Origin of the sequence: uncultured Bacteroides sp. (assembly GCF_905207245.1) — a bacterium.
Taxonomy (GTDB): Bacteria; Bacteroidota; Bacteroidia; order Bacteroidales; family Bacteroidaceae; genus Bacteroides.
Genome location: NZ_CAJLKP010000002.1, coordinates 107,961 through 128,329 on the forward strand (window position 1 = coordinate 107,961; position 20,369 = coordinate 128,329).

Consider the following 20,369-nt stretch of genomic DNA (forward strand, 5'->3'; position numbering starts at 1 on the left):
CCTTATATATAAAGCCCCGTTGCCACTGTTGTTTTGCAGTTTGGCAACGGGGCTTTGTTGTATTCAGATTCAAGACATGTCTTATACCAACTATTCCATCACCGGAACATTTAATTCCATTCCGGCAATTCCGGAAGAAGTGTTGAAGTAACTGGGTATTCAAAGTTTTCGGCCTTTTCCCTTTGATTATAAAAGAATTAGTGTATATTTGCAGTAGGCGTACATTAACCTTTTAACATAACTATACTATGGGCAGAAGACTACTCTTTGACCGGTTTTCGCAGCAAGCTCTCCAGACCTTGCATCGGTATCGTGCCGTTATGTTCAGTCCTACCCTTTATTCATGTTTTTAGTTCACGAGTGATATTTTAGAATCATTTACTAAACATGAATATATTATGGATAACAGACCTTCCATAGCCGAAGTACAAGAATGGGTACTGAAGCTATACAACACGTGTGAGCAAATCATTACGGACGAAGAACGCAAAGAACAGCATAAATACGCCGTCATGGTGCAACGCCCGCAGGACAAGAAGTTCCTGGTGAAAATGCTCGATGAGTCCTCGCAGATACGCGACCGCAGAAAACTTGCCGCCCGCATCAAAACCCTGATAGACCGATACGGTGTGCCCAAATTCCTGAACCAACGGGATGCCTTTCTCTTCAAAATGTACCAGACTTTCGGACATCATTTCGACTTTATCGCCATACCTATTATAAAGAAACGCCTGCGCATGGATACGTCCAAAGTCATCCTCGATGAAGCGCGCCCCAAACTGACCAGACATCTCGCCACCCGCTCGCAACAGAAAATAGGACAAAACGTAAACTTATTGGGCGAAGTTGTTCTGGGCAATGGAGAAGCCGATCACCGCTACCATCATTATCTGGAAGCGCTGGAAGCCCCGGACATCAACTATATTTCCGTCAAAATATCCGGCATCTATGCCCAGACGCATGCGCTGAACTATGAAGAAAGTTTCCCCGAACTGGTGAAACGCATGTCCGCCCTGTATCAGAAAGCGATAGACTTCCCCTATACCGACGAAAAGGGCGCAAAGCATGCAAAGTTCGTCAACCTCGATATGGAAGAATATAAGGATACGCACTTCACCCTGCAACTGTTCAAGACGGTACTGAGCAAGCCTGAATTTAAGAATTATTCGGCAGGAATCGTGGTGCAGGCCTATCTTCCCGATGCTTACAATTTCCAGACAGAACTACTGGAGTTTGCCAAAACACGCATGGCGGATGGTGGTGCGCCACTCAAAATGCGCCTTGTAAAAGGGTGCAATCTGGAAATGGAAACCGTGATTTCTTCCCTGCGCGGCTGGCCCAACCCGATACTTCCGAGCAAAACGGAAGTGGATGCCAATTATCTGCATATACTGGAACGCGCACTGCTGCCCGAAAATGCCAAGGCGCTTCATATTGGCGTGGCATCGCACAATCTGTTCACTATTGCATATGCATACCTGCTAAGCCAGAAGTCCGGCAGTGCGGAATACATGACATTCGAAATGCTGGAAGGCATGGCAGACCACGTGTGGCGCGCACAATCCCAATTGGGAAATCACGTCATCCTCTACGCACCGGTGGTAAAGGACGAACATTTCCTGAATGCCGTTTCCTACCTGGTGCGCCGCATGGATGAGAATACAGCTCCCGATAATTTCCTGACACACTCGTTCAACCTGAAACCGGGAACCGACACCTGGGACTTCCTGCAAAAGCAGTTCGAAGAGGCCTATCGTAGGAAAGATAACGTCTCGCACGCACCTACCCGCACCCAAAACAGGCTACTCCCTTACTCCCCCGTTCCACCAACCGATGTAATAAAGAACGAACCGGATACAGATTTTGACCTTCCACAGAACCAGAAGTGGGTACGGAATATCTTTGCCAAATGGAAGAAGTCTCCGGGTGATACTCCGGAAATCATTCCTTTGCAAATTGGTACTGAAACAGTCGTTTGCGAGAAACGACACAAGTATATGGACCGTTGCCAGGATGATGAAGTATGCATATGCGAAATGTCGCAAGCCGATACGGAACAGGTACGTCAAACCATCGGCATTGCTGATAAAGATCCGGCAGGCTGGCGGAAGACTACGCTGGAAGAACGCCACAAAATCATGTTCGAAGCCGCCAACCGTCTGGGCGATATGCGTGGCGACCTGATAGGCTGCATGTGTGCCGTGACAGGGAAAACAGTAGTGGAAGGTGATGTGGAAGTATCCGAAGGTATCGACTACGCCCGCTTCTACACCACCACCATGAAGAAATTCGCCGCACTGCCCGACGTGGATATTGCTCCGAAAGGAACCGTCCTCGTCATTTCCCCGTGGAACTTCCCGTGCGCCATCCCCATCGGCGGTATCGTGGCCGGACTGGCAGGTGGAAATACGGTTATTCTGAAACCTGCAACCGTAGCGGCACCCGTAGCATGGCTGTTTGCCAAAGCCTTCTGGGATGCAGGTGTGCCGAAAGAAGCGCTCCAAGTCATTATTACCGACCGCCCCGCCCTGAAAGAACTGACCACTGCTCCCGCCATCCGGCATATTATCCTAACAGGCGGCACAGACACCGCCCAAAACATTGCATGCAGCAATCCGGCTACCCCGCTTTCGGCCGAGACAGGTGGCAAAAACACTATCATCCTTACCGCTTCGGGCGACCGCGACCATGCCATTATGAATATCGTGGCTTCCGCCTTTGGCAATGCCGGACAGAAATGCTCCGCTTGTTCCTTATTGCTCGTGGAGCGTTCAGTCTATGAAGACAAGAACTTCCAGGATAAACTGAAAGATGCCGCCACCAGCATGAAGGTGGGCAGCGTATGGGAAGCCGGAAATATAGTGGGACCGATGATTACGAACCAGAACGACAAGCTGCTTCAAGCCCTGACACTGGAACCGGAAGAGTCGTGGTTGGTTCCACCCCGGTTCATAGATAAGAAGAAATACATCCTCGCACCCACCGTGAAGTGGGGAGTAAAGCCGGGTAATTACTCGTTCCGCACCGAGTTGTTCGGTCCGCTGCTGAGCGTAGCTTGTATTGAGAATCTACAGGAAGGAATAGAGTTGGTGAACAGCCTGGACTACGGTTTGACTTCCGGCCTGCAAAGTCTTGATGAGAACGAACAGAAAATGTGGAAAGATTCCATCATGGCAGGTAATCTGTATATCAACCGAGGCATTACGGGGGCCATTGTCAACCGCCAGCCTTTCGGTGGAATGAAACTGTCTGCTTTTGGTGGTGGTGTAAAAGCGGGCGGGCCGAACTATTGCGCCTGCTTCGTGAAGTTCACCGACAAAGCGAAGAGCACCACGAATTATAAGCAAAGCTATGCTCATGCCTATGAAGAAGAATTTGCCCATGCCCGCGACATCAACCATCTGTATGGCGAACAGAATACGTTCCGCTATCTGCCGTTGAAGAATATGGTGCTCCGCCTTTTCCCGGGAGACAGTAACGAAGAAGCGGAAATGATTGCACTTGCAGCCATACTCTGTCATACTCCGTTGACAATCAGTTTCGGTCCGGATGATGATCGCACAGCAGCATTATCTTCCGTCGGCTGTACATTGAAGAAGGAGACACTGGAAGATTTTCTGAAAACAATGAAAGATTATGAGCGCATCCGTACTTGCGGTGCCAATATTCCGATGGAGATGTACGTGGAAGCTGCCCGCACGGATAAATATATCGCTACAGCAAGGCCGGTAAAGGACGGACGGGTGGAACTCATTCATTATATTAAGGAACAGAGCATTTCATTCGAATATCATCGTTATGGCAGTATATTGGATGTGCCGCCTGTAGAATAACAACTAAAAAACGTGCTCCGGCTTGTCTGCCGGGAAACAGACAGGTCGGAGCACGCTCATATATGGACAAGAGAATATTACCCCTCCGAATTGGCCTCCCCGTTTTCCTCCGATAACGGCAAAGAAACAGTAAATTCGCTATATTTTCCTTCTATACTCTCCACACTGACATATCCTCCATGTTCCCGGGCTACATTCATCACATAATTCAGCCCCAAGCCGAAGCCGGATACTTTCTTCTTCCCGCCATCATTCCGGGCAATTACGCGTTCAAACTTATCAAATACAATCCTTTGAGCGGCAAGCGGAATACCAATCCCATTATCCCGCACCTTGAGCTGGGTATATTGCCCGGAAAGACAAGAAGTAATTTTTATATCTACCGTATCCTTAGAGTATTTTACAGCATTGTCTATCAGGTTACTTAACGCCTCTTTCAGATACTCTTCATCGGCATAAACTCCCTCTGCCTGCAAGTCAACCTGAAATGTAATAGGCTTTTCGGCCTTAGCAGTGAACGTGTGTACCAATTCATCCACCATAGGACGGAGTTGAACCCAATTCTTATCAAGCAATAATTGGCCGTGTTCCAATTTTGAGATAGTCAGCACTTTATTGGCAAGTGCAAGCAAATGCCGGGCTTCTGCTTCCAGTATATCAAAGTGTTTTTCTTTTTTCCCGGGCTTATCATCCACCTTTCCACTACGAAGCACTTTAAGACCAATCAGGATGGAACTAATCGGATTCTTCATGTCGTGAATCATAGCATATGAAAAGTCTTCACGCATTCGTGCCAACTCATCCTGTCTACGGATTATGTCCACCTGCTTACGTATGGCAAATAATAGAAGTCCTAAAGCCAATACCGTACCAAAAAACATATAAAGCAGCTTGCCGATAAATCCTGCACGAAGATTTTGGATGTAAGCATGTACCCCTTGAGTATCATTCACAGGACACACGAAGGTATAATGCTGCTCCAATAACTTCCGATAATCGGAAAAGTACTGTAAATCCTGTTTAAAGACGATAGAATCACTGTTTAAAGATACCGTATCCAAGCGGAACTTGATCCGCCTCAGATTCACTTCATCCAGTTCATTACGGAAAAAGGCAGCCAGGTCCTTAGTTTGCCCGGCTTCAAATGCGTCCGTCGCACGACTGTAAGCTTCATGAATATTACGTACCACTTGCTGGCGGTTTAGTCCGAAACTTCGCCCTACCCAGTTGCCAAGCAAGTACAACACGGCAGCAGTTGCAGTTACTGTAAGGAGTATATAATATGATTTCTTCATGACTAATTCTGTATTTCAGGCAAATATAGGTAAACTTTTCTTTTCATCTTAACATAAAGATAACATTCTGATAACCTTAATTAATTTCATTCTCTTGCTATCTTTGCAGCATAGAAATCAGTAAATAGGAGTTTATGGAAAAGAAAGAAAGAAATAGGGATGCATTTAACCGTCCGGATGGAGTGGAAGTAAAGCTCACCGCAAAGTCTATCAATATAAAAGGACTTCTGTTCTTTTTCATTCTGTTCATGGCAGGCAGTTATCTGTTTGTTTATGTATGGGATGAATCTTCATCCTATAGCGCCGGTCTCTTATTAGGTACTACTATAAAAGGAATCAGCAGCCCTAAAATAATGCTTTGCATATTGTTGCTTATCGCATTTTACACATTGCTCCAAGCAGGAATTCTTTATTGGTTTAGCGGAAAAGATAAAAAAATCCTGCACTGGCATTCAGATTGGACAAGTGTAGGATTTACGCCAACCCGTCCAATCGCACTGAAGTTCTATCGGGTATCTTTGTTGCTGCCGGGCATCTTGCTGGGATTGCTGCCTGCAATTCATGGATTCTGTACAGGAGAGGCCAATATTTTCTTTCTGGGGTTATTCGGCATTTTGGGTGGTACGGGAGATTTTCTTTTTTGGTACAGTCTCCGCGCTTTTGATGATGAAGACCTACTTCTAGTCGGCAAAAAGGCTTTTCAAGGTACTATCATAAAACGTAACTATGGGAAGAACGACTAAAATTCTCCTCCCCTACGTATAACAAAAAAGTTCCCTCATACCCCCAAAGGGGCTGAGAGAACTTTTAATCGTTGGAAAGAAAGACTTATCCAACCTCCATTTCAATCTATTAACATTCTTATTTAAGGACTTTAATCATTTGTTCTCCACTGGCAAGAACAGCTCGTACAACATATACTCCAGCCGGCAATTCTGACATATCCACAAAGTCAACATTCATAACTTGCTTTATCAGAGTACCGCTAACAGAGTAGATATAAGCAGTTCCCAGTTCCGGTAATACTATTTTCTGAAGTTGGCTGTCATAATATGCTTTCGCACTACCATCTTCTACTTTATCAATACCTGTCGGTACACCTACAATTACAGCATTAGATGCAGCCGTTTCTACACCGCCAGCTACTGCAGTTACTGTATATGAGCCATCTGCAGCATTTTCAACTGTATAGTTGGTAGCTTGAATTCCTTCTTTCAGGAGTGTACCGTCAATGTAAAGATTATAAGTTGTAGCAGATTCTTCTGCACGGGTAACAGCCTGCTTATCGGCATCCTGCAGAACGGCGGAAATTCGCCAGTTATAATCCAACTCATTCTTACTTTTCTCATTCAATGTACTCCAAGAAGAACCGGAAGAAGAAATCAAATTGCCTTTTCCTTCTACCGCCGGGCCTTTATCAACCATATTAGGTTTCACTCCGGAAGCATATTTAGAAAAATAACCTACCATTACTTCACGACCGGCAAAAATCTCCATAGGTTTATCTAATTGAATGATATTTTCACCCTTCACCAGCTTATCTACAGGTACTACCTGCTCAAATGCAATATTCTTATCATAAAATACTAACACCGATGCCGAACTTAAATCTGTATTTGCCAAGCTAAACTTAATATGGGTAATAAACTTACCTACCTTATCTTTCAGTTCATCAGCAGTATAAAGAATAGTAGCGTAGCAGGTGACCAGTTTTGATGAAGCAGTCATTCCGAGAGCCAAACTTTCTGAATTTTTGTTCTGCCAGCTCAATTCCATCGCAGCCGAAGGCGATTGCCAAGTCAAAGAAAGATTTTTGTTCTCAAGTGTTCCTGTCAATGCATATGGAGCAGGAGTTTCATTCACAAATGGTTTCTCATATTCGAACTCAAAAGGAGTACAAGGAGCCGATTCCCAACCATTACTATAAACAGCACTTACTGTAAATGCATAATAACCATATGACAATTGCTCTGAAACATAAGAGGTTTCTTCGGTTTCTTTCACTAGTTCACCATTACAATAAACTTTATAGCTCTTGACTACAGGTTTATCACCTTCTGCGGCTCTAGTAGTTGCATACACATAATCTGCACTGGCAGAGACCATATTTTCCTCAACATTCTTCAGATTTTCAACTTTGATAGTCATCTTCTGCAAAGATGGAGTTGCAGAACCCTTCATCAACATCTTAGTAGTAGTCTTATCTTTAGCAGACTCAACCACTGCACCAATTACTACATTATTGTTGTTTACTGAAGAACTTACCATAGAGAAGTTATTCCACTTAGTACCGTCAAAACTATAAATGGCGCCACCAGTCTTCAAAGGACCGCCGTCAAATACCAATGCACTAACCTTATCACCACATATCAAATGATAAACAAGGGTCAAATCTTTTTCGGCTGAAATAGTGACCGGAGCGTCAAAGGAAACAATAGTCATTTCCTGAACAGGAAGGGTAGCCAAATCTACCACCTTCTTTGCCAGTACTGTTTTCTTATTTTCCAATAAAAGTACTTCCAAAGACTTAACTTCAGCACCGATCATAATGTTAGCTCCCGTAATCTGGCGACCTACATAAGGTGCCAATTCTTCGGCTGCAAAATTTGTACCATAATAAATATCCACATCATCACCTGTATTATCCAGTCCCAATACAAATTGGGCTTCATCATAATGTTTCAATTCAACAGCATCCTGACTCCATGCAAAAGAAGCAACTCCATCCTTGAACGACTTTTCAAGAAGCATAGGTGCAACGTATTCATCAGGCAGACTAAATGTAGCAGTTGTTCCAACTCTCGGTGATTTTTTACCGTCTTTATAGTTAGCAACAACAGAATAAGTATAAGTACCCGGAGCCGGAGATTCATCCGTATAGGTTTTCTCTGTGATACCAGTTGCTATCTGTTCATCATTACGATATACATCATAGCTACTCAATTCAATCGTTTTAGCATCCGAATCAAGAGCCTTAATATCTGCACTCAACATCCAGTTGCTGGCAACCTTCGCAGTAGAAAGCAACGACCACGAAGGACTGCTTTCATTAAATGCAGACTTAGGAGTTGAAGTAGAGTAATAATTACCACGTTTATCTACTGCAGGTCCTTTATCCACACCTGCCGGATGACCTGACTTCACGTGAGTAATATAGTAGCCCATTCTATAATCGCTACCCAACTGAATCTTTATAGGAGTAGCCAAAGAGAATTTAACCCATTCTTTTAGTTTTACGGAAGCTACCGTTTCGGCAGGAACATCTTCCGAATAAATAATCGTACCATCTTGCATCACAAATAATTTCATGGTAATGACAGCCTCATTAAACATCACGTTTAAGGCCGTAATCTCATGATTACTATATGAAGCCAGTTCTTCAGCTGTAAAAGCATTCGCTACCCAAATCTTCGGGCTGGAAGTTGAAGTTCCACCAATACCAGTTCCGAGTTCGCCTGTAGACCAGGTCAAAGGATTCTGCAGAATGATAGGATCATTCCATGTCAACGTAGCTTTCATTCCCTCAACAGAAGAAGTCAAGTTAGTAATAGCCGGACGAACATCATTTGCGTCTTCATTGGTCAGAAGCAAAGGATAGGATTTTAGCTCTTCTGTTCCATAACATGCCGCCGCCGTATAAGTATATTCACCTCCCGGTTCATGTTGCAAAACACAAGACGTCTCAGTCAGCAACTCTGCATTTACCTTCACATCGTTACGATATATATTATATCCATCCGGTTTTGTAACTTTTTCTTTCTCAATATGTGCCGTAACCAGGAAATTTCCTCTTCCGTTATTTTTCCAATTCTTGCCGTCATAAGAGTACAAGTCACCTTTACCAGAAATTGCCGGTCCACGGTCCATAATGGCTACAAAATCGATATTTGTTCCATGCTCAATCTTTGCAACTACCATCAGGTCAACATCAGCATGAATCGTATAAGGTTTATCAAGCTTTACATGAGCCATGGTATTCAGTTTCTGAGTACTGATATCAACAGGCTGTTCATTAACCAATTTACCATTCTCATACAGCTGTACTGTTACAGCAAATACCGGACGATAGTGAAAATAAAAAATAGAATCAATAATCTGTTTATCGAATTCTTTCAGATCAGTAGCCGTGAATTTGTTCGCCATATAAATAACGGCCAGCCCCCCATCTGTACTAATTCCACTTTCACCATCATAGTCATCGTCACTGTGCCATTGTAATGTGGTTGCTTCAACGGGGCTTTTCCACTGCAAAGAGACCGTAGATAGCAAGCTCTCTCCTCTCAAAGTATGAGGAGCTCCTTTTTGGGCAGACACATAGCTACATGTCAGCAAGATGCCCAACAAAAAAAACAATTTAAGAGTAATATTTCTCATAAGCAATAAAATTGTTCTCAAGAAGTATATACTTCTATGAGATAGTTAAACTTCAAAAGCAAAACTATGAAAACCATCGCTTCCATCGGTAGAAAACAATATAGATAAATGATAGACAAAACCTTTTTTTTTCTATATTTGTCGCATGAAAAAGGCACTTACACTATACTTTTTATTATTTCTCTTTCAAATTCCGATACAAAGCAATGAGCTTTATAAATGGAAACCTATCCATAAGGAGTTTGACGAACTGGTTTTGCAATTAGAGAATCTGACAAAACAATATTACGATTGTATGGCTTATTATCCGATTGTGGAACGTATGTATCAGATTGCAGAGAAAGAAAAGAACTCGAACCTCATAGTCCGAGCTCAATATTGGGATGCCTCATTGTTGTTTGACACCAATATAGATAGGTCTGATTCGCTAGTAAAACAGGCGCTACGGAATGTCAATGCTACGCTTTACAAATATGATGAAAAGCGGCTTCTATATCTGACAGGACAAATCTTATCAAAGCGAAACCAGTATCCGCAAGCATACCGGATACTTAAAGAACAAGAGAAGTATTTTACTGAAATAGATGATAAACTTTATGCAGGTAATGCTATGACTTCAATAGGTTCTATCTTAAGAAGAATCGGCGAGTACAATGATGCACAAAAGTATTATCTTAAAGCAGATGAATGGTTTAAAAGGGGCCATTTAATTGAGAAAGAAATAAAAAACCGAAGTAATACGGGGATTACTAAATATCATTTAGGCTATCCACAAGAAGCTGTCCGAGACCTAAGTGCACTATTAGAGGACACAATTGCCCAAAGAGATACTGTTTTCTTGGTGAATGCCCTTACTTCCTTATATTTTGTGTCTGATTCTTTATATAAAAAGGAGAAATATGCTCACCGGGCCTATGAATTGTCAAAGCATATATCGAACAAAACAGCCCAGACTTACAGTCTCATTAATGTTGGTGCCTGCTATATATATAAAGGTAAGAACGACTCTGCACTAATCTATTACCACAAGGCGTTACAACTGGCCGAAAAGAATAAAGATACTTACTCCATTACTCATTCTTATTACGGATTATCTGCCATTTATGCGCGGTTACAAATGCCAGACAGCGCATATTATTATCTAAAAACTTACAATAAAGCTAAGGAAGAAGCTACAGGATACGATAAAACCAATGAGATCAACCGATATGAAATGAAAATAGCTATCAAACAATATGAAGATGAATTGCAAGAAGCATCGGAACGTATTGAAGCCCATAAAAGATTGATTATCACTATAATTTTGATTGGTATCATAATCTGTAGCGTAATTGGCTACATATTCTGGCTTTTACAAAAAAAAGAGAAGATTGCTAAATTACTGAAAGAGTCCGAAAACCGTGAACTAAACGAGCGGCTGCAACGGCAGCAACTCCAAAATGAAAAATATCAAATGGAAATAAACCTTAAGAACAGAGAATTGACTTCTAATTCAATGATTGCAATTGAGAAGAATCAGATGTTAAGGGGATTATTGAAACAAATAGAAGAACTGGAAGAAAAGAAAAAACTACCGGCAAAGGAAAGCAGGACATTGAAACAACATATAAAATCACATCTGGATACAGAGGACGAATGGATGTCCTTTAAACACCATTTTGAAGAAGTACACCCCAATTTCTTTAAAAAGTTATGCACTGCCCATCCTAATTTATCAGAGAACGAACTTCGCCTGTGTGCATATGTACGTATTGGCATGGAAGCCAAACAAATAGCCCAGATGCTTTCCGTCTTGCCCGAAACCATCAATACAAGCCGCTATAGGATACGTAAAAAGATGCAACTGGCACAAGACGTTGTTCTGGAAAACTACTTGCGGGATATCTAATTTTTATTTTATTTGTTTTCCACATTCTGCTTACCACCAATTTCTGAAGGCTGGTAGTAAGCAGATTAATAAAATATGTATCTATTCTTTTTCGCCATATGCCAAATCTCCTGCATCCCCCAGTCCCGGAACGATATACGAATGGTCATTAATCTCCGGATCGATGGCTGCACACCATATTGTAGTCTTGTCTGCGGGAAGTGTGCCAGCAATGTGTTCCACAGCCTGACGACTGGCAATGATGGAAGCGACATGTATTTCCGCCGGATGTCCTTTCGTCAACATAGCCTGATAACTCAGCTCCATACTACTGCCGGTTGCCAGCATAGGGTCTGTAATTATCAATGTTTTCCCGTCAATGCGGGGTGAAGCAATGTACTCGATATGAATATCAAACTTTAGCGTATCCTTATACTTTCGGTAAGCGGAAACGAAAGCATTCTCCGCACCATCAAAGTAACTTAGGAAGCCTTGATGAAAAGGCAATCCGGCACGCAAAATGGTGCTCAACACCAACTCGTTATCCGGGGTCTGCACAGGTGCTATCCCCAGCGGAGTCTGGATATTCTTCTGAGAATAGGCAAATTCCTTACTCATTTCATACGCCATAATCTCCCCGATACGTTCTATGTTTCGGCGGAAGCGAAGGCGGTCGCTCTGTACTTGCACATCCCGTATCTCGGCAACATACTGGTTCAGGATGGAATTTGTCTCGGCAAAATTGATTATCTTCATGATAGTTTATTGAATTATTATGCGCAAAGTAAACGATTTCTTGCGCAATTTGCAACATTCAGTTTGCAGATATTGTTATGGAGTTATAAAAGACTTCTCATTAAAGAAAAATTTCTCTAATCGGACGTTTGTTTCGAAAGAAAATACTACTTTTGTACGCGAAAAACAAGGGGCTGTTTGGAAGACAACCTGATTCACATTGATTTCCCCTTGAAAAGACTAAGGTAAAAAGAAATTAGCAAGAGATTAATAAACCAAATACCAAATTTTAAATCATTAAAAGAAATGGCAAATTTAGATTTAAGCAAGTACGGTATCAAAGACGTGAAGGAAATCATCCACAACCCGTCTTATGATGTACTTTTCGCAGAAGAAACCAAACCGAGTTTGGAAGGTTTTGAAAAAGGTCAGGTAACTGAACTGGGTGCTGTAAATGTTATGACAGGTATTTATACCGGTCGTTCTCCTAAAGATAAATTCTTCGTTAAGAATGAAGCCAGCGAAAACACTGTATGGTGGACTTCTGACGAATACAAAAACGACAACAAACCTTGCTCTGAAGAAGCATGGGCTGACTTGAAAGCTAAGGCAGTAAAAGAATTGAGCGGCAAACGTCTGTTCGTTGTTGATACTTTCTGCGGTGCTAACCCTGCTACTCGTTTGAAAGTACGTTTCATCATGGAAGTTGCATGGCAAGCTCACTTCGTAACTAACATGTTCATCCGCCCGACAGCTGAAGAACTTGCTAACTACGGTGAACCTGACTTCGTATCTTTCAACGCTTCTAAAGCTAAGGTTGACAACTACAAGGAACTGGGTCTGAACTCTGAAACAGCTACTGTATTCAACCTGAAGACTAACGAACAAGTTATCCTGAATACTTGGTATGGCGGTGAAATGAAAAAAGGTATGTTCTCTATCATGAACTATCTGAACCCGTTGCGTGGTATCGCTTCTATGCACTGTTCTGCCAACACTAACATGGAAGGTACTGACTCTGCTATCTTCTTCGGTCTGTCCGGTACAGGTAAGACTACTTTGTCTACCGACCCGAAACGTCTGTTGATCGGTGACGATGAACACGGATGGGACGACGAAGGTGTATTCAACTACGAAGGTGGTTGCTACGCTAAGGTTATCAACCTGGATAAAGACAGCGAGCCCGATATTTACAACGCTATCAAACGTGACGCTCTGTTAGAGAACGTAACTGTTGCTGCTGATGGTAAGATTGACTTCACTGATAAGAGCGTTACAGAAAACACTCGCGTTTCTTATCCTATCTATCACATCAACAATATCGTTAAGCCGGTTTCTAAAGGTCCTCACGCTCACCAGGTAATCTTCCTGTCAGCTGATGCCTTCGGTGTATTGCCTCCGGTATCTATCCTGAACCCGGAACAAGCTCAGTACTACTTCCTGTCTGGATTTACAGCTAAATTGGCTGGTACAGAACGTGGTATTACTGAAACGACTCCGACATTCTCTGCTTGCTTCGGTGCTGCTTTCTTGTCACTGCACCCGACTAAATATGCAGAAGAACTGGTTAAGAAGATGAATAAAGTTGGTGCTAAAGCATACTTGGTTAACACAGGTTGGAACGGTAGCGGCAAACGTATCTCTATCAAAGATACCCGTGGTATTATCGATGCTATCCTTGACGGTTCTATCGACAAGGCTCCGACTAAGGTTATTCCGTTCTTCGACTTCGTTGTTCCGACTGAATTGCCTAACGTAGATCCGAAGATCCTTGATCCTCGCGACACTTACGAATGTGCTTGTCAGTGGGAAGAAAAAGCAAAAGACCTGGCTGGTCGTTTCATCAAGAACTTCGCTAAGTTCACTGGTAACGAAGCTGGTAAAGCACTGGTTGCTGCTGGTCCGAAGCTCTAATCTGCATAACAACAGTTTAGATATATACGCGAAAGCGGCTCTTGACAATCAAGAGCCGCTTTTCTTTTTTTAAGAAACCTATATCATTGATAATCCGAAAGTTTTAGTAGCTTTGTCCAAACCAATAATCAAGCGAAGCAATATGAAAAGTATCAAATTGATGTTAGTAGGCGCCAGCCTGTTGTTGTTCTGTGGTTGCGGTGCGCAAGTGCAGAAAGAGAATGAAGCCACGAGTGCAAATGAAAGTAAAGAAAATGCGGTAATTGAAAACATGATGTCACGCCGCAGTATCCGTAAATACAAACCACAGCCTGTGAACCGGGACACCATGCAGATTATTCTGACCTGCGGTATTAATGCCCCCAATGGGCAAAACAAGCAGTCGTGGGAAATACGCGTAGTGGATAATCCGGAATTCATCAACGGGATAACCGAAGTTTATAAAAAACAGAATCCCAAAGCTGCGGAAGATCCTAATTTCAAGAACATGTTCCGCAATGCCCCTACGGTGGTATTCATTGCCAATGATAAGTCTTATGACATGTCACAAATAGACTGCGGCTTGCTGGGTGAAAACATGATTCTCTCAGCCTGGTCTATGGGCATAGGTTCTTGTTGTTTAGGAGGACCGACACGATTCATGACATCAACGCCGGAAGCAGCCGACTATCTAAAGAAGCTGGATATTCCCGAAGGATATCAATTGCTCTATTGCATCGCATTCGGTTATCCGGATGAAACACCGGCGGCTAAACCGAGAAATGCAGAGAAGATTAAATTCATAGATTAAAAGAGAATATAAAACTAAAAAAGGAGTGCCCTACCGATTACAGCAGAGTACTCCTTTTCTTTATATATCAGCTATTTTTAGCTCTTATTTGCACGTTTACGCTCTATCTCATCCAGGATAACCTTACGCATACGCATCGCCTTCGGGGTCACTTCCACATATTCATCCTCCTTGATATATTCCAGCGCCTCTTCCAAAGAGAACTGCACGGGTGGAATCAGACGAACTTTATCATCCGAACCGGAAGCACGCATATTCGTCAGTTTCTTGGATTTCGTTACATTAATCACCAAGTCATTGTCGTGAGAATGTTCACCCACTACCTGTCCGGCATAAACATCTTCTTGCGGGAAAATGAAGAATTTGCCACGATCCTGTAACTTATCAATGGCATAAGCAAAAGCCGTTCCTGCCTCCATAGCAATCATGGAGCCATTGGTACGACGTTCGATTTCACCCTTATGCGGCTGATATTCTTTAAAGCGGTGTGCCATGATAGCCTCACCGGCAGAAGCGGTCAGTACATTTGTACGCAAACCGATGATACCACGTGAAGGCATATTAAATTCCAGATTTACACGTTCGCCTGCACTTTCCATTTTCACCATTTCACCTTTACGGCGGGTTACCATATCAATAATCTTGCTGGCATATTCTTCAGGAACATTCACGGTCAATTCTTCAATCGGCTCACATTTCACACCGTCAATCTCCTTAAAGATAACCTGTGGCTGGCCAACCTGAAGTTCATAACCTTCGCGACGCATGGTCTCAATCAATACAGAAAGATGGAGTACACCACGACCGGAAACAATCCATTTCCCGTCCTCTTCACTCTTACGCACGCGCAAGGCAAGGTTCTTATCCAATTCCTTCGTCAAGCGGTCGTGGATATGGCGTGAAGTAACAAACTTACCGTCACGACCAAAGAAAGGAGAATCGTTGATGGCAAACAACATACTCATGGTCGGTTCATCTATAGCGATAGGCTCCAGTGCTTCCGGCTTTTCATAATCGCAGACCGTATCTCCGATTTCAAATCCTTCGATGCCTACCAACGCACAGATATCACCTGAAGAAACTTCAGACGTCTTTGCGCGTCCCAGACCTTCAAATGTATGCAGTTCTTTAATTTTCGACTTAACAATGCTACCGTCACGTTTTGCCAGAGATACATTCATACCCTCTTTAAGTGTACCACGATGCACACGGCCTACGGCAATACGTCCGGTATAAGAAGAATAATCCAAAGAAGTAATCAACATCTGCGGAGTACCTTCCAACTGCGTGGGAGCCGGAATATTATCGACGATGCAATCCAGTAGCGCGAAAATATTATCGGTAGGCGTCTTCCAATCCGTACTCATCCATCCGTTCTTTGCAGAACCATAAATAACGGGGAAGTCCAATTGATTTTCTGTAGCCTCCAGACTGAACATCAGGTCGAACACCATTTCATATACTTCTTCCGGACGGCAGTTTGGCTTATCCACCTTATTCACTACAACGATAGGTTTCAGACCAATCTGTAAAGCCTTTTGCAACACGAAACGTGTCTGGGGCATCGGACCTTCGAAAGCATCCACCAACAGGATACATCCATCCGCCATGTTCAATACACGTTCCACTTCACCTCCGAAGTCACTGTGTCCCGGAGTATCAATGATATTGATTTTAGTTCCTTTGTAATTGATAGAAACGTTTTTGGAGAGAATCGTTATTCCTCGTTCACGTTCCAAGTCGTTGTTATCCAGCATTAATTCACCTGTGCTCTGGTTGCTGCGGAACAGATTTCCCGCCAAGAGCATCTTATCGACAAGCGTCGTTTTCCCATGGTCAACATGGGCAATGATTGCAATGTTTCTAATATTTTGCATACAATACCTATATATTTGGCTGCAAAGGTACGAATTTTGCATTAGATATGAGTGTAGCAAGAGAAAAATTTCATTGAATATCATTGTAGTATAAAAGTTTATCCCTATCTTTGCACCCTCTTAAAAGAACATTTATATATCAATTTAATTAAAAGTTATGTATTTAGACGCTGCTAAAAAGCAAGAGATCTTTGGCAAGTACGGAAAGTCTAACACTGATACTGGCTCAGCTGAGGCCCAGATAGCTTTGTTTTCATACCGTATTTCCCACCTGACTGAGCACCTGAAGCTCAACAGAAAAGATTATAGTACTGAAAGAGCCTTGACAATGTTGGTAGGAAAACGCCGTGCGTTGCTGAACTACCTGAAGGATCGCGACATCGCAAGATATCGTGCCATCGTTAAAGAGCTCGGTCTGCGTAAGTAATCCGTTACTTGCAGCAAAAGCATTAAGAAGGGAAGCCATTAAAAAGCTTCCCTTTTTGTTTTTAGAAATACGACATACTTAATCAATACATAGAAAACAAAAACTATAGAAGTCACTTTCACCGCGAATTATGCCTTCTATAGAAGAGCATTCCGTAATGAAAGCAGTATATCTCAGATTCATACAATATGAGCGATTAATACAACACACGTCTTTTTATAAAAATGCATTCCAGGATATTTGATGAATAAATAAAGGATAGAAATACCCTATCCCCGCATATTCTTCCGCATTTCCGGGCAGTTTATGCAAAAAAGGGTTACTACTTACGGATGAAAAGGTTACTACTTACGGTCAAAAGAGTTACTACTTACTGGTAACACACTTATTTGTATCATGGCTTAGACTTATCGGTATACTTTTCAGGGTATATTTCAATCTAAAAAGAATGTAATCATTTCGATATTGCACTATCAATCTGCCCTTTGCCATTTTTTAGTTGCTTGCTTCTGCATTTATGGGTTGCCGGACGAATATAACACATTCTCAGCCAACAAAAAATACAATTTGTCAGAATGGTAAATTCAGCAATATCAATTCTGTGAAAGCTTATACCCAACTTTGGGAATAGTGATTAGATCCAGCGATTCATCTTCCGATAAATACTTGCGGAGTTTAGCAACGTAATTATTCAGGCTTTGCTCATTACCATAACCGCCTTCCCACAATTCCTGCTCTATCTGTTCGCGGGTTACGGCCCTATCCATGTTCAACATCAGAAGTTTCAATAGTTTACCCTCAAAAACACTAAGTTTCCTTACCACTTCTTCTCCTTTCATCAACAGATTATCTTCAGCGTTCAAAGTAAACCTCCCGACTTGCATAGGCTTTGTATGGAAAGTAGACGTATGCCTGCTTATATAAGCTATCAATTCTTCAATTTCAAAAGGCTTTTTCAGATAGGCCACTCCACCGGCATTCAATGCTCTGACAACCTCAGAGGCATCTATGTGAGAAGAAACAAACAGAATTGGGATTTCCGGTGCGATTATCTTTAATTCGGGAGTAATATCAATCCCGTTTTTATTCCCTATTTCCACATCGAGTACAATAATATCAGGAGTCAGTTCCTGAATAACAGGCTTAATAGCAGTCAAAGAGGTTTGATAATGTACCTCATATCCAGAATCCTCCAGAGCCATTGTGACTATATTTCCTAATGCCACATCATCATCTACAAACAACACCTTAATTTTATCCATAGTTACGTTATTTTATTTTGGTCAAAGGAATAGTAAACGTAAATATGCTGCCTTCCTTCTCAGCACTCTTTACCTTTATATTTCCTCCATGTTCGTTAATTATATATTTTGCCTGCGTTAGTCCTATACCATAACCTTTCTGAACGCACTCCTTGCTCCGGGGAACCTGATAGAACTGCTTGAACAAATCTTTCTGATAGCAGGGTGCAATACCCCAGCCATTATCCTCTACGGAAACCTGTAACACCCCTTCCTTAATTGACAATGATACCTCAACCGCCACTCCTTCATCAGAATATTTCAGAGAATTCTCTATCAGATTCCTGGTTACATTCTCTATGTACATTCCGTCAGCCGATATACGGAAACCTTCCGGCAGTTCATTAACAATCTCAATAGTGTGAGACTTTCCACGGTAAAGCATATCCAGTTCCTTCTTTACCCGTTCAACTAAGGCCAGAACGTCAATTTCCGTTTTATTCAATACAATTTTTTTCCGATCTCTTCTTGCCACCACCAGCATAGATTCGATATTATATACCAGATGTTTAATTCCCGACTGACTAACTTCTATATTTCCCTTTTTCTTTAAGTCTGTCTCATTCATCTTAAGCCAACTAAGCATAGCTACAACGCTATTCAAAGGAGCCTTCAAATCATGTATCGTACCGTTTATACTTTCCTCACGCTTACGCAGTAGTTCCTCCTTGCGACGTATCACTACCAATTGGTATATCAGAGAGAACAATGCCACCAGCATAAAACAAGCAGAGAAAGCAAGCGTCCAAATATGTAGTTTGACAAAAGAGGCCATCAAGATATCTGCCTTCACTTGCAAATATTGTAAACCTTTAGTTCCTATCGGATAAAGCCCCGAAGCATAATTAGATTTTCCATTATTCAAGCTTCCAATAGAATCGATTACGAGCTTATGCTTATCATATAAAAGGATTGTATGACAAGGAGAGTCTTCCAAAGCATTGACAAATATACTATCTAAAACTTGCAGTTCTAAAGGGAAACCTCTTTTTTGTGCTATATCTTGCCTTAATTGGGAAATTATTTCCCCCGTTGTTTTTCCAATCCCATTTTCCCTCGCAACATCAACATTTATAGTATCACCAGCTATCGATCGCCTTCTTAAGCTGTCAGTTTCTTCCGGCAACATATCCGAAACTGGTTTTGCATATAAATACTGATGAGCTTTGGGAGACTTCCCTTCTTCTTTTAGCGAACGCAAATGTAATTCCTTATCCAATGCTATATGTACAGCATCATTTACCTTAATTATATACTCATCAAAGTAACGGTTATATAAGTTTTTCAAGTAAACAGCTTGTAAACAAACAATTGCCAATGCAGCAACAATAGTTATATAATAATATTTTTTCATTATTCAATACAGAGTTCGATGCAAATATAATCAAAGCATACGAAAGTTATTATACAATGATTATTTTTTTGTTATAAACCCTCCGAGAAAAAGGCATTTACTTTGCAACATCAAAAAAAACAAATATGAAAACAATAGAATTAGAAAAGTTATCAGAAAATGAAATGTTACAAATAAAAGGTGGCGAACAGTCAACCGGAAAGTGGATTTATATTGATGGAGAGTGGATTTATATCAGTACTTTCGGTTTAGGAGAAGAAGATAACTAATAAACGGGTCTTATATCCACCCATATCAATGATTATTCTTTCGGACGAATCGCGATAGTCCGGCTAAATAGTACAGGCCTCAACTGTATAAAATATGAGGAGTGAATGTCGAAAAGCTTACGAGTAGACAAAAATCACTAATTTTTCATTATCATGGAACAATTTGTATCTGGTATCGAAATTCTTAAAGAAGACGAAATGTCATTGGTAAAAGGCGGAAAAGTCAGTACAACGACCACTACCACCACAACAACAGTAACCGACAGTAAGGGTAATACGTCTACAACGACTACCACTACTACAACGACTACTGTTACTAATGACTAAAATCTC

The 20,369-nt window shown here is 41.9% G+C and carries 14 protein-coding genes; 8 read left to right on the forward strand and 6 right to left on the reverse strand.

Annotated elements, in window-relative coordinates; translation table 11 throughout:
* The first annotated feature begins 398 nt into the window (after positions 1–398).
* Positions 399–3,833 carry a bifunctional proline dehydrogenase/L-glutamate gamma-semialdehyde dehydrogenase gene (locus QZ135_RS01315; protein WP_294605186.1) on the forward strand — a complete coding sequence of 1,145 codons (3,435 nt, stop codon included), beginning with the start codon at positions 399–401 and terminating at the stop codon, positions 3,831–3,833.
* Between the two features lie 77 nt (positions 3,834–3,910).
* Here QZ135_RS01315 and QZ135_RS01320 read toward each other — a convergent pair whose 3' ends face one another.
* A complete protein-coding gene (locus tag QZ135_RS01320; RefSeq protein WP_294605189.1) occupies positions 3,911–5,128 on the reverse strand; it encodes a HAMP domain-containing sensor histidine kinase in 1,218 nt (405 codons plus the stop codon).
* A 134-nt stretch (positions 5,129–5,262) separates the two neighbouring features.
* On the opposite strand from QZ135_RS01320, the gene QZ135_RS01325 reads away from it, so the two are divergent.
* The gene (locus QZ135_RS01325; RefSeq protein ID WP_294605192.1) at positions 5,263–5,871 is read left to right on the forward strand and encodes a hypothetical protein; all 609 of its coding nucleotides are present in this window, start codon (positions 5,263–5,265) and stop codon (positions 5,869–5,871) included.
* A gap of 118 nt (positions 5,872–5,989) precedes the next feature.
* Here QZ135_RS01325 and QZ135_RS01330 read toward each other — a convergent pair whose 3' ends face one another.
* The gene (locus QZ135_RS01330) at positions 5,990–9,502 is read right to left on the reverse strand and encodes a hypothetical protein (protein WP_294605194.1); all 3,513 of its coding nucleotides are present in this window, start codon (positions 9,500–9,502) and stop codon (positions 5,990–5,992) included.
* Between the two features lie 322 nt (positions 9,503–9,824).
* Here QZ135_RS01330 and QZ135_RS01335 point away from each other — a divergent pair, with 322 nt between their 5' ends.
* Positions 9,825–11,390 (forward strand): LuxR C-terminal-related transcriptional regulator, encoded by a 1,566-nt coding sequence (locus tag QZ135_RS01335; RefSeq protein ID WP_294605197.1) that lies wholly within the window; start codon positions 9,825–9,827, stop codon positions 11,388–11,390.
* A gap of 81 nt (positions 11,391–11,471) precedes the next feature.
* On the opposite strand, the gene upp is transcribed toward QZ135_RS01335, so the two are convergent.
* Positions 11,472–12,125: a uracil phosphoribosyltransferase gene (gene upp, locus QZ135_RS01340; protein WP_294605199.1), complete on the reverse strand. Its 654-nt coding sequence runs from the start codon at positions 12,123–12,125 to the stop codon at positions 11,472–11,474.
* A 285-nt stretch (positions 12,126–12,410) separates the two neighbouring features.
* Between upp and pckA the strand changes: the two genes are divergently transcribed.
* On the forward strand, positions 12,411–14,018 hold the full coding sequence (gene pckA / locus QZ135_RS01345; protein WP_294605201.1) for a phosphoenolpyruvate carboxykinase (ATP): 1,608 nt from the start codon (positions 12,411–12,413) through the stop codon (positions 14,016–14,018).
* A 142-nt stretch (positions 14,019–14,160) separates the two neighbouring features.
* Positions 14,161–14,808: a nitroreductase gene (locus tag QZ135_RS01350; RefSeq protein WP_294605205.1), complete on the forward strand. Its 648-nt coding sequence runs from the start codon at positions 14,161–14,163 to the stop codon at positions 14,806–14,808.
* 77 nt (positions 14,809–14,885) lie between these two features.
* Here the strand turns inward: QZ135_RS01350 and typA are convergent, their stop codons facing one another.
* Complete coding sequence (typA, locus tag QZ135_RS01355) at positions 14,886–16,685, reverse strand: translational GTPase TypA (RefSeq protein WP_294605208.1); 1,800 nt, start codon at positions 16,683–16,685, stop codon at positions 14,886–14,888.
* A gap of 157 nt (positions 16,686–16,842) precedes the next feature.
* Here typA and rpsO point away from each other — a divergent pair, with 157 nt between their 5' ends.
* Complete coding sequence (gene rpsO, locus QZ135_RS01360) at positions 16,843–17,112, forward strand: 30S ribosomal protein S15 (protein ID WP_007661900.1); 270 nt, start codon at positions 16,843–16,845, stop codon at positions 17,110–17,112.
* A gap of 593 nt (positions 17,113–17,705) precedes the next feature.
* On the opposite strand, the gene QZ135_RS01365 is transcribed toward rpsO, so the two are convergent.
* The gene (locus tag QZ135_RS01365; RefSeq protein ID WP_294605213.1) at positions 17,706–18,374 is read right to left on the reverse strand and encodes a response regulator transcription factor; all 669 of its coding nucleotides are present in this window, start codon (positions 18,372–18,374) and stop codon (positions 17,706–17,708) included.
* Positions 18,375–18,381: 7 nt separating this feature from the next.
* A complete protein-coding gene (locus tag QZ135_RS01370; protein ID WP_294605215.1) occupies positions 18,382–19,767 on the reverse strand; it encodes a HAMP domain-containing sensor histidine kinase in 1,386 nt (461 codons plus the stop codon).
* 125 nt (positions 19,768–19,892) lie between these two features.
* Between QZ135_RS01370 and QZ135_RS01375 the strand changes: the two genes are divergently transcribed.
* Together QZ135_RS01375 and QZ135_RS01380 are read left to right on the forward strand one after the other, a co-directional pair.
* Positions 19,893–20,036, forward strand: a complete 144-nt coding sequence (locus tag QZ135_RS01375; protein ID WP_294605217.1) for a hypothetical protein — start codon at positions 19,893–19,895, stop codon at positions 20,034–20,036.
* A 153-nt stretch (positions 20,037–20,189) separates the two neighbouring features.
* Positions 20,190–20,363 (forward strand): hypothetical protein, encoded by a 174-nt coding sequence (locus QZ135_RS01380; RefSeq protein WP_294605221.1) that lies wholly within the window; start codon positions 20,190–20,192, stop codon positions 20,361–20,363.
* The last annotated feature ends 6 nt before the right edge of the window (positions 20,364–20,369 follow it).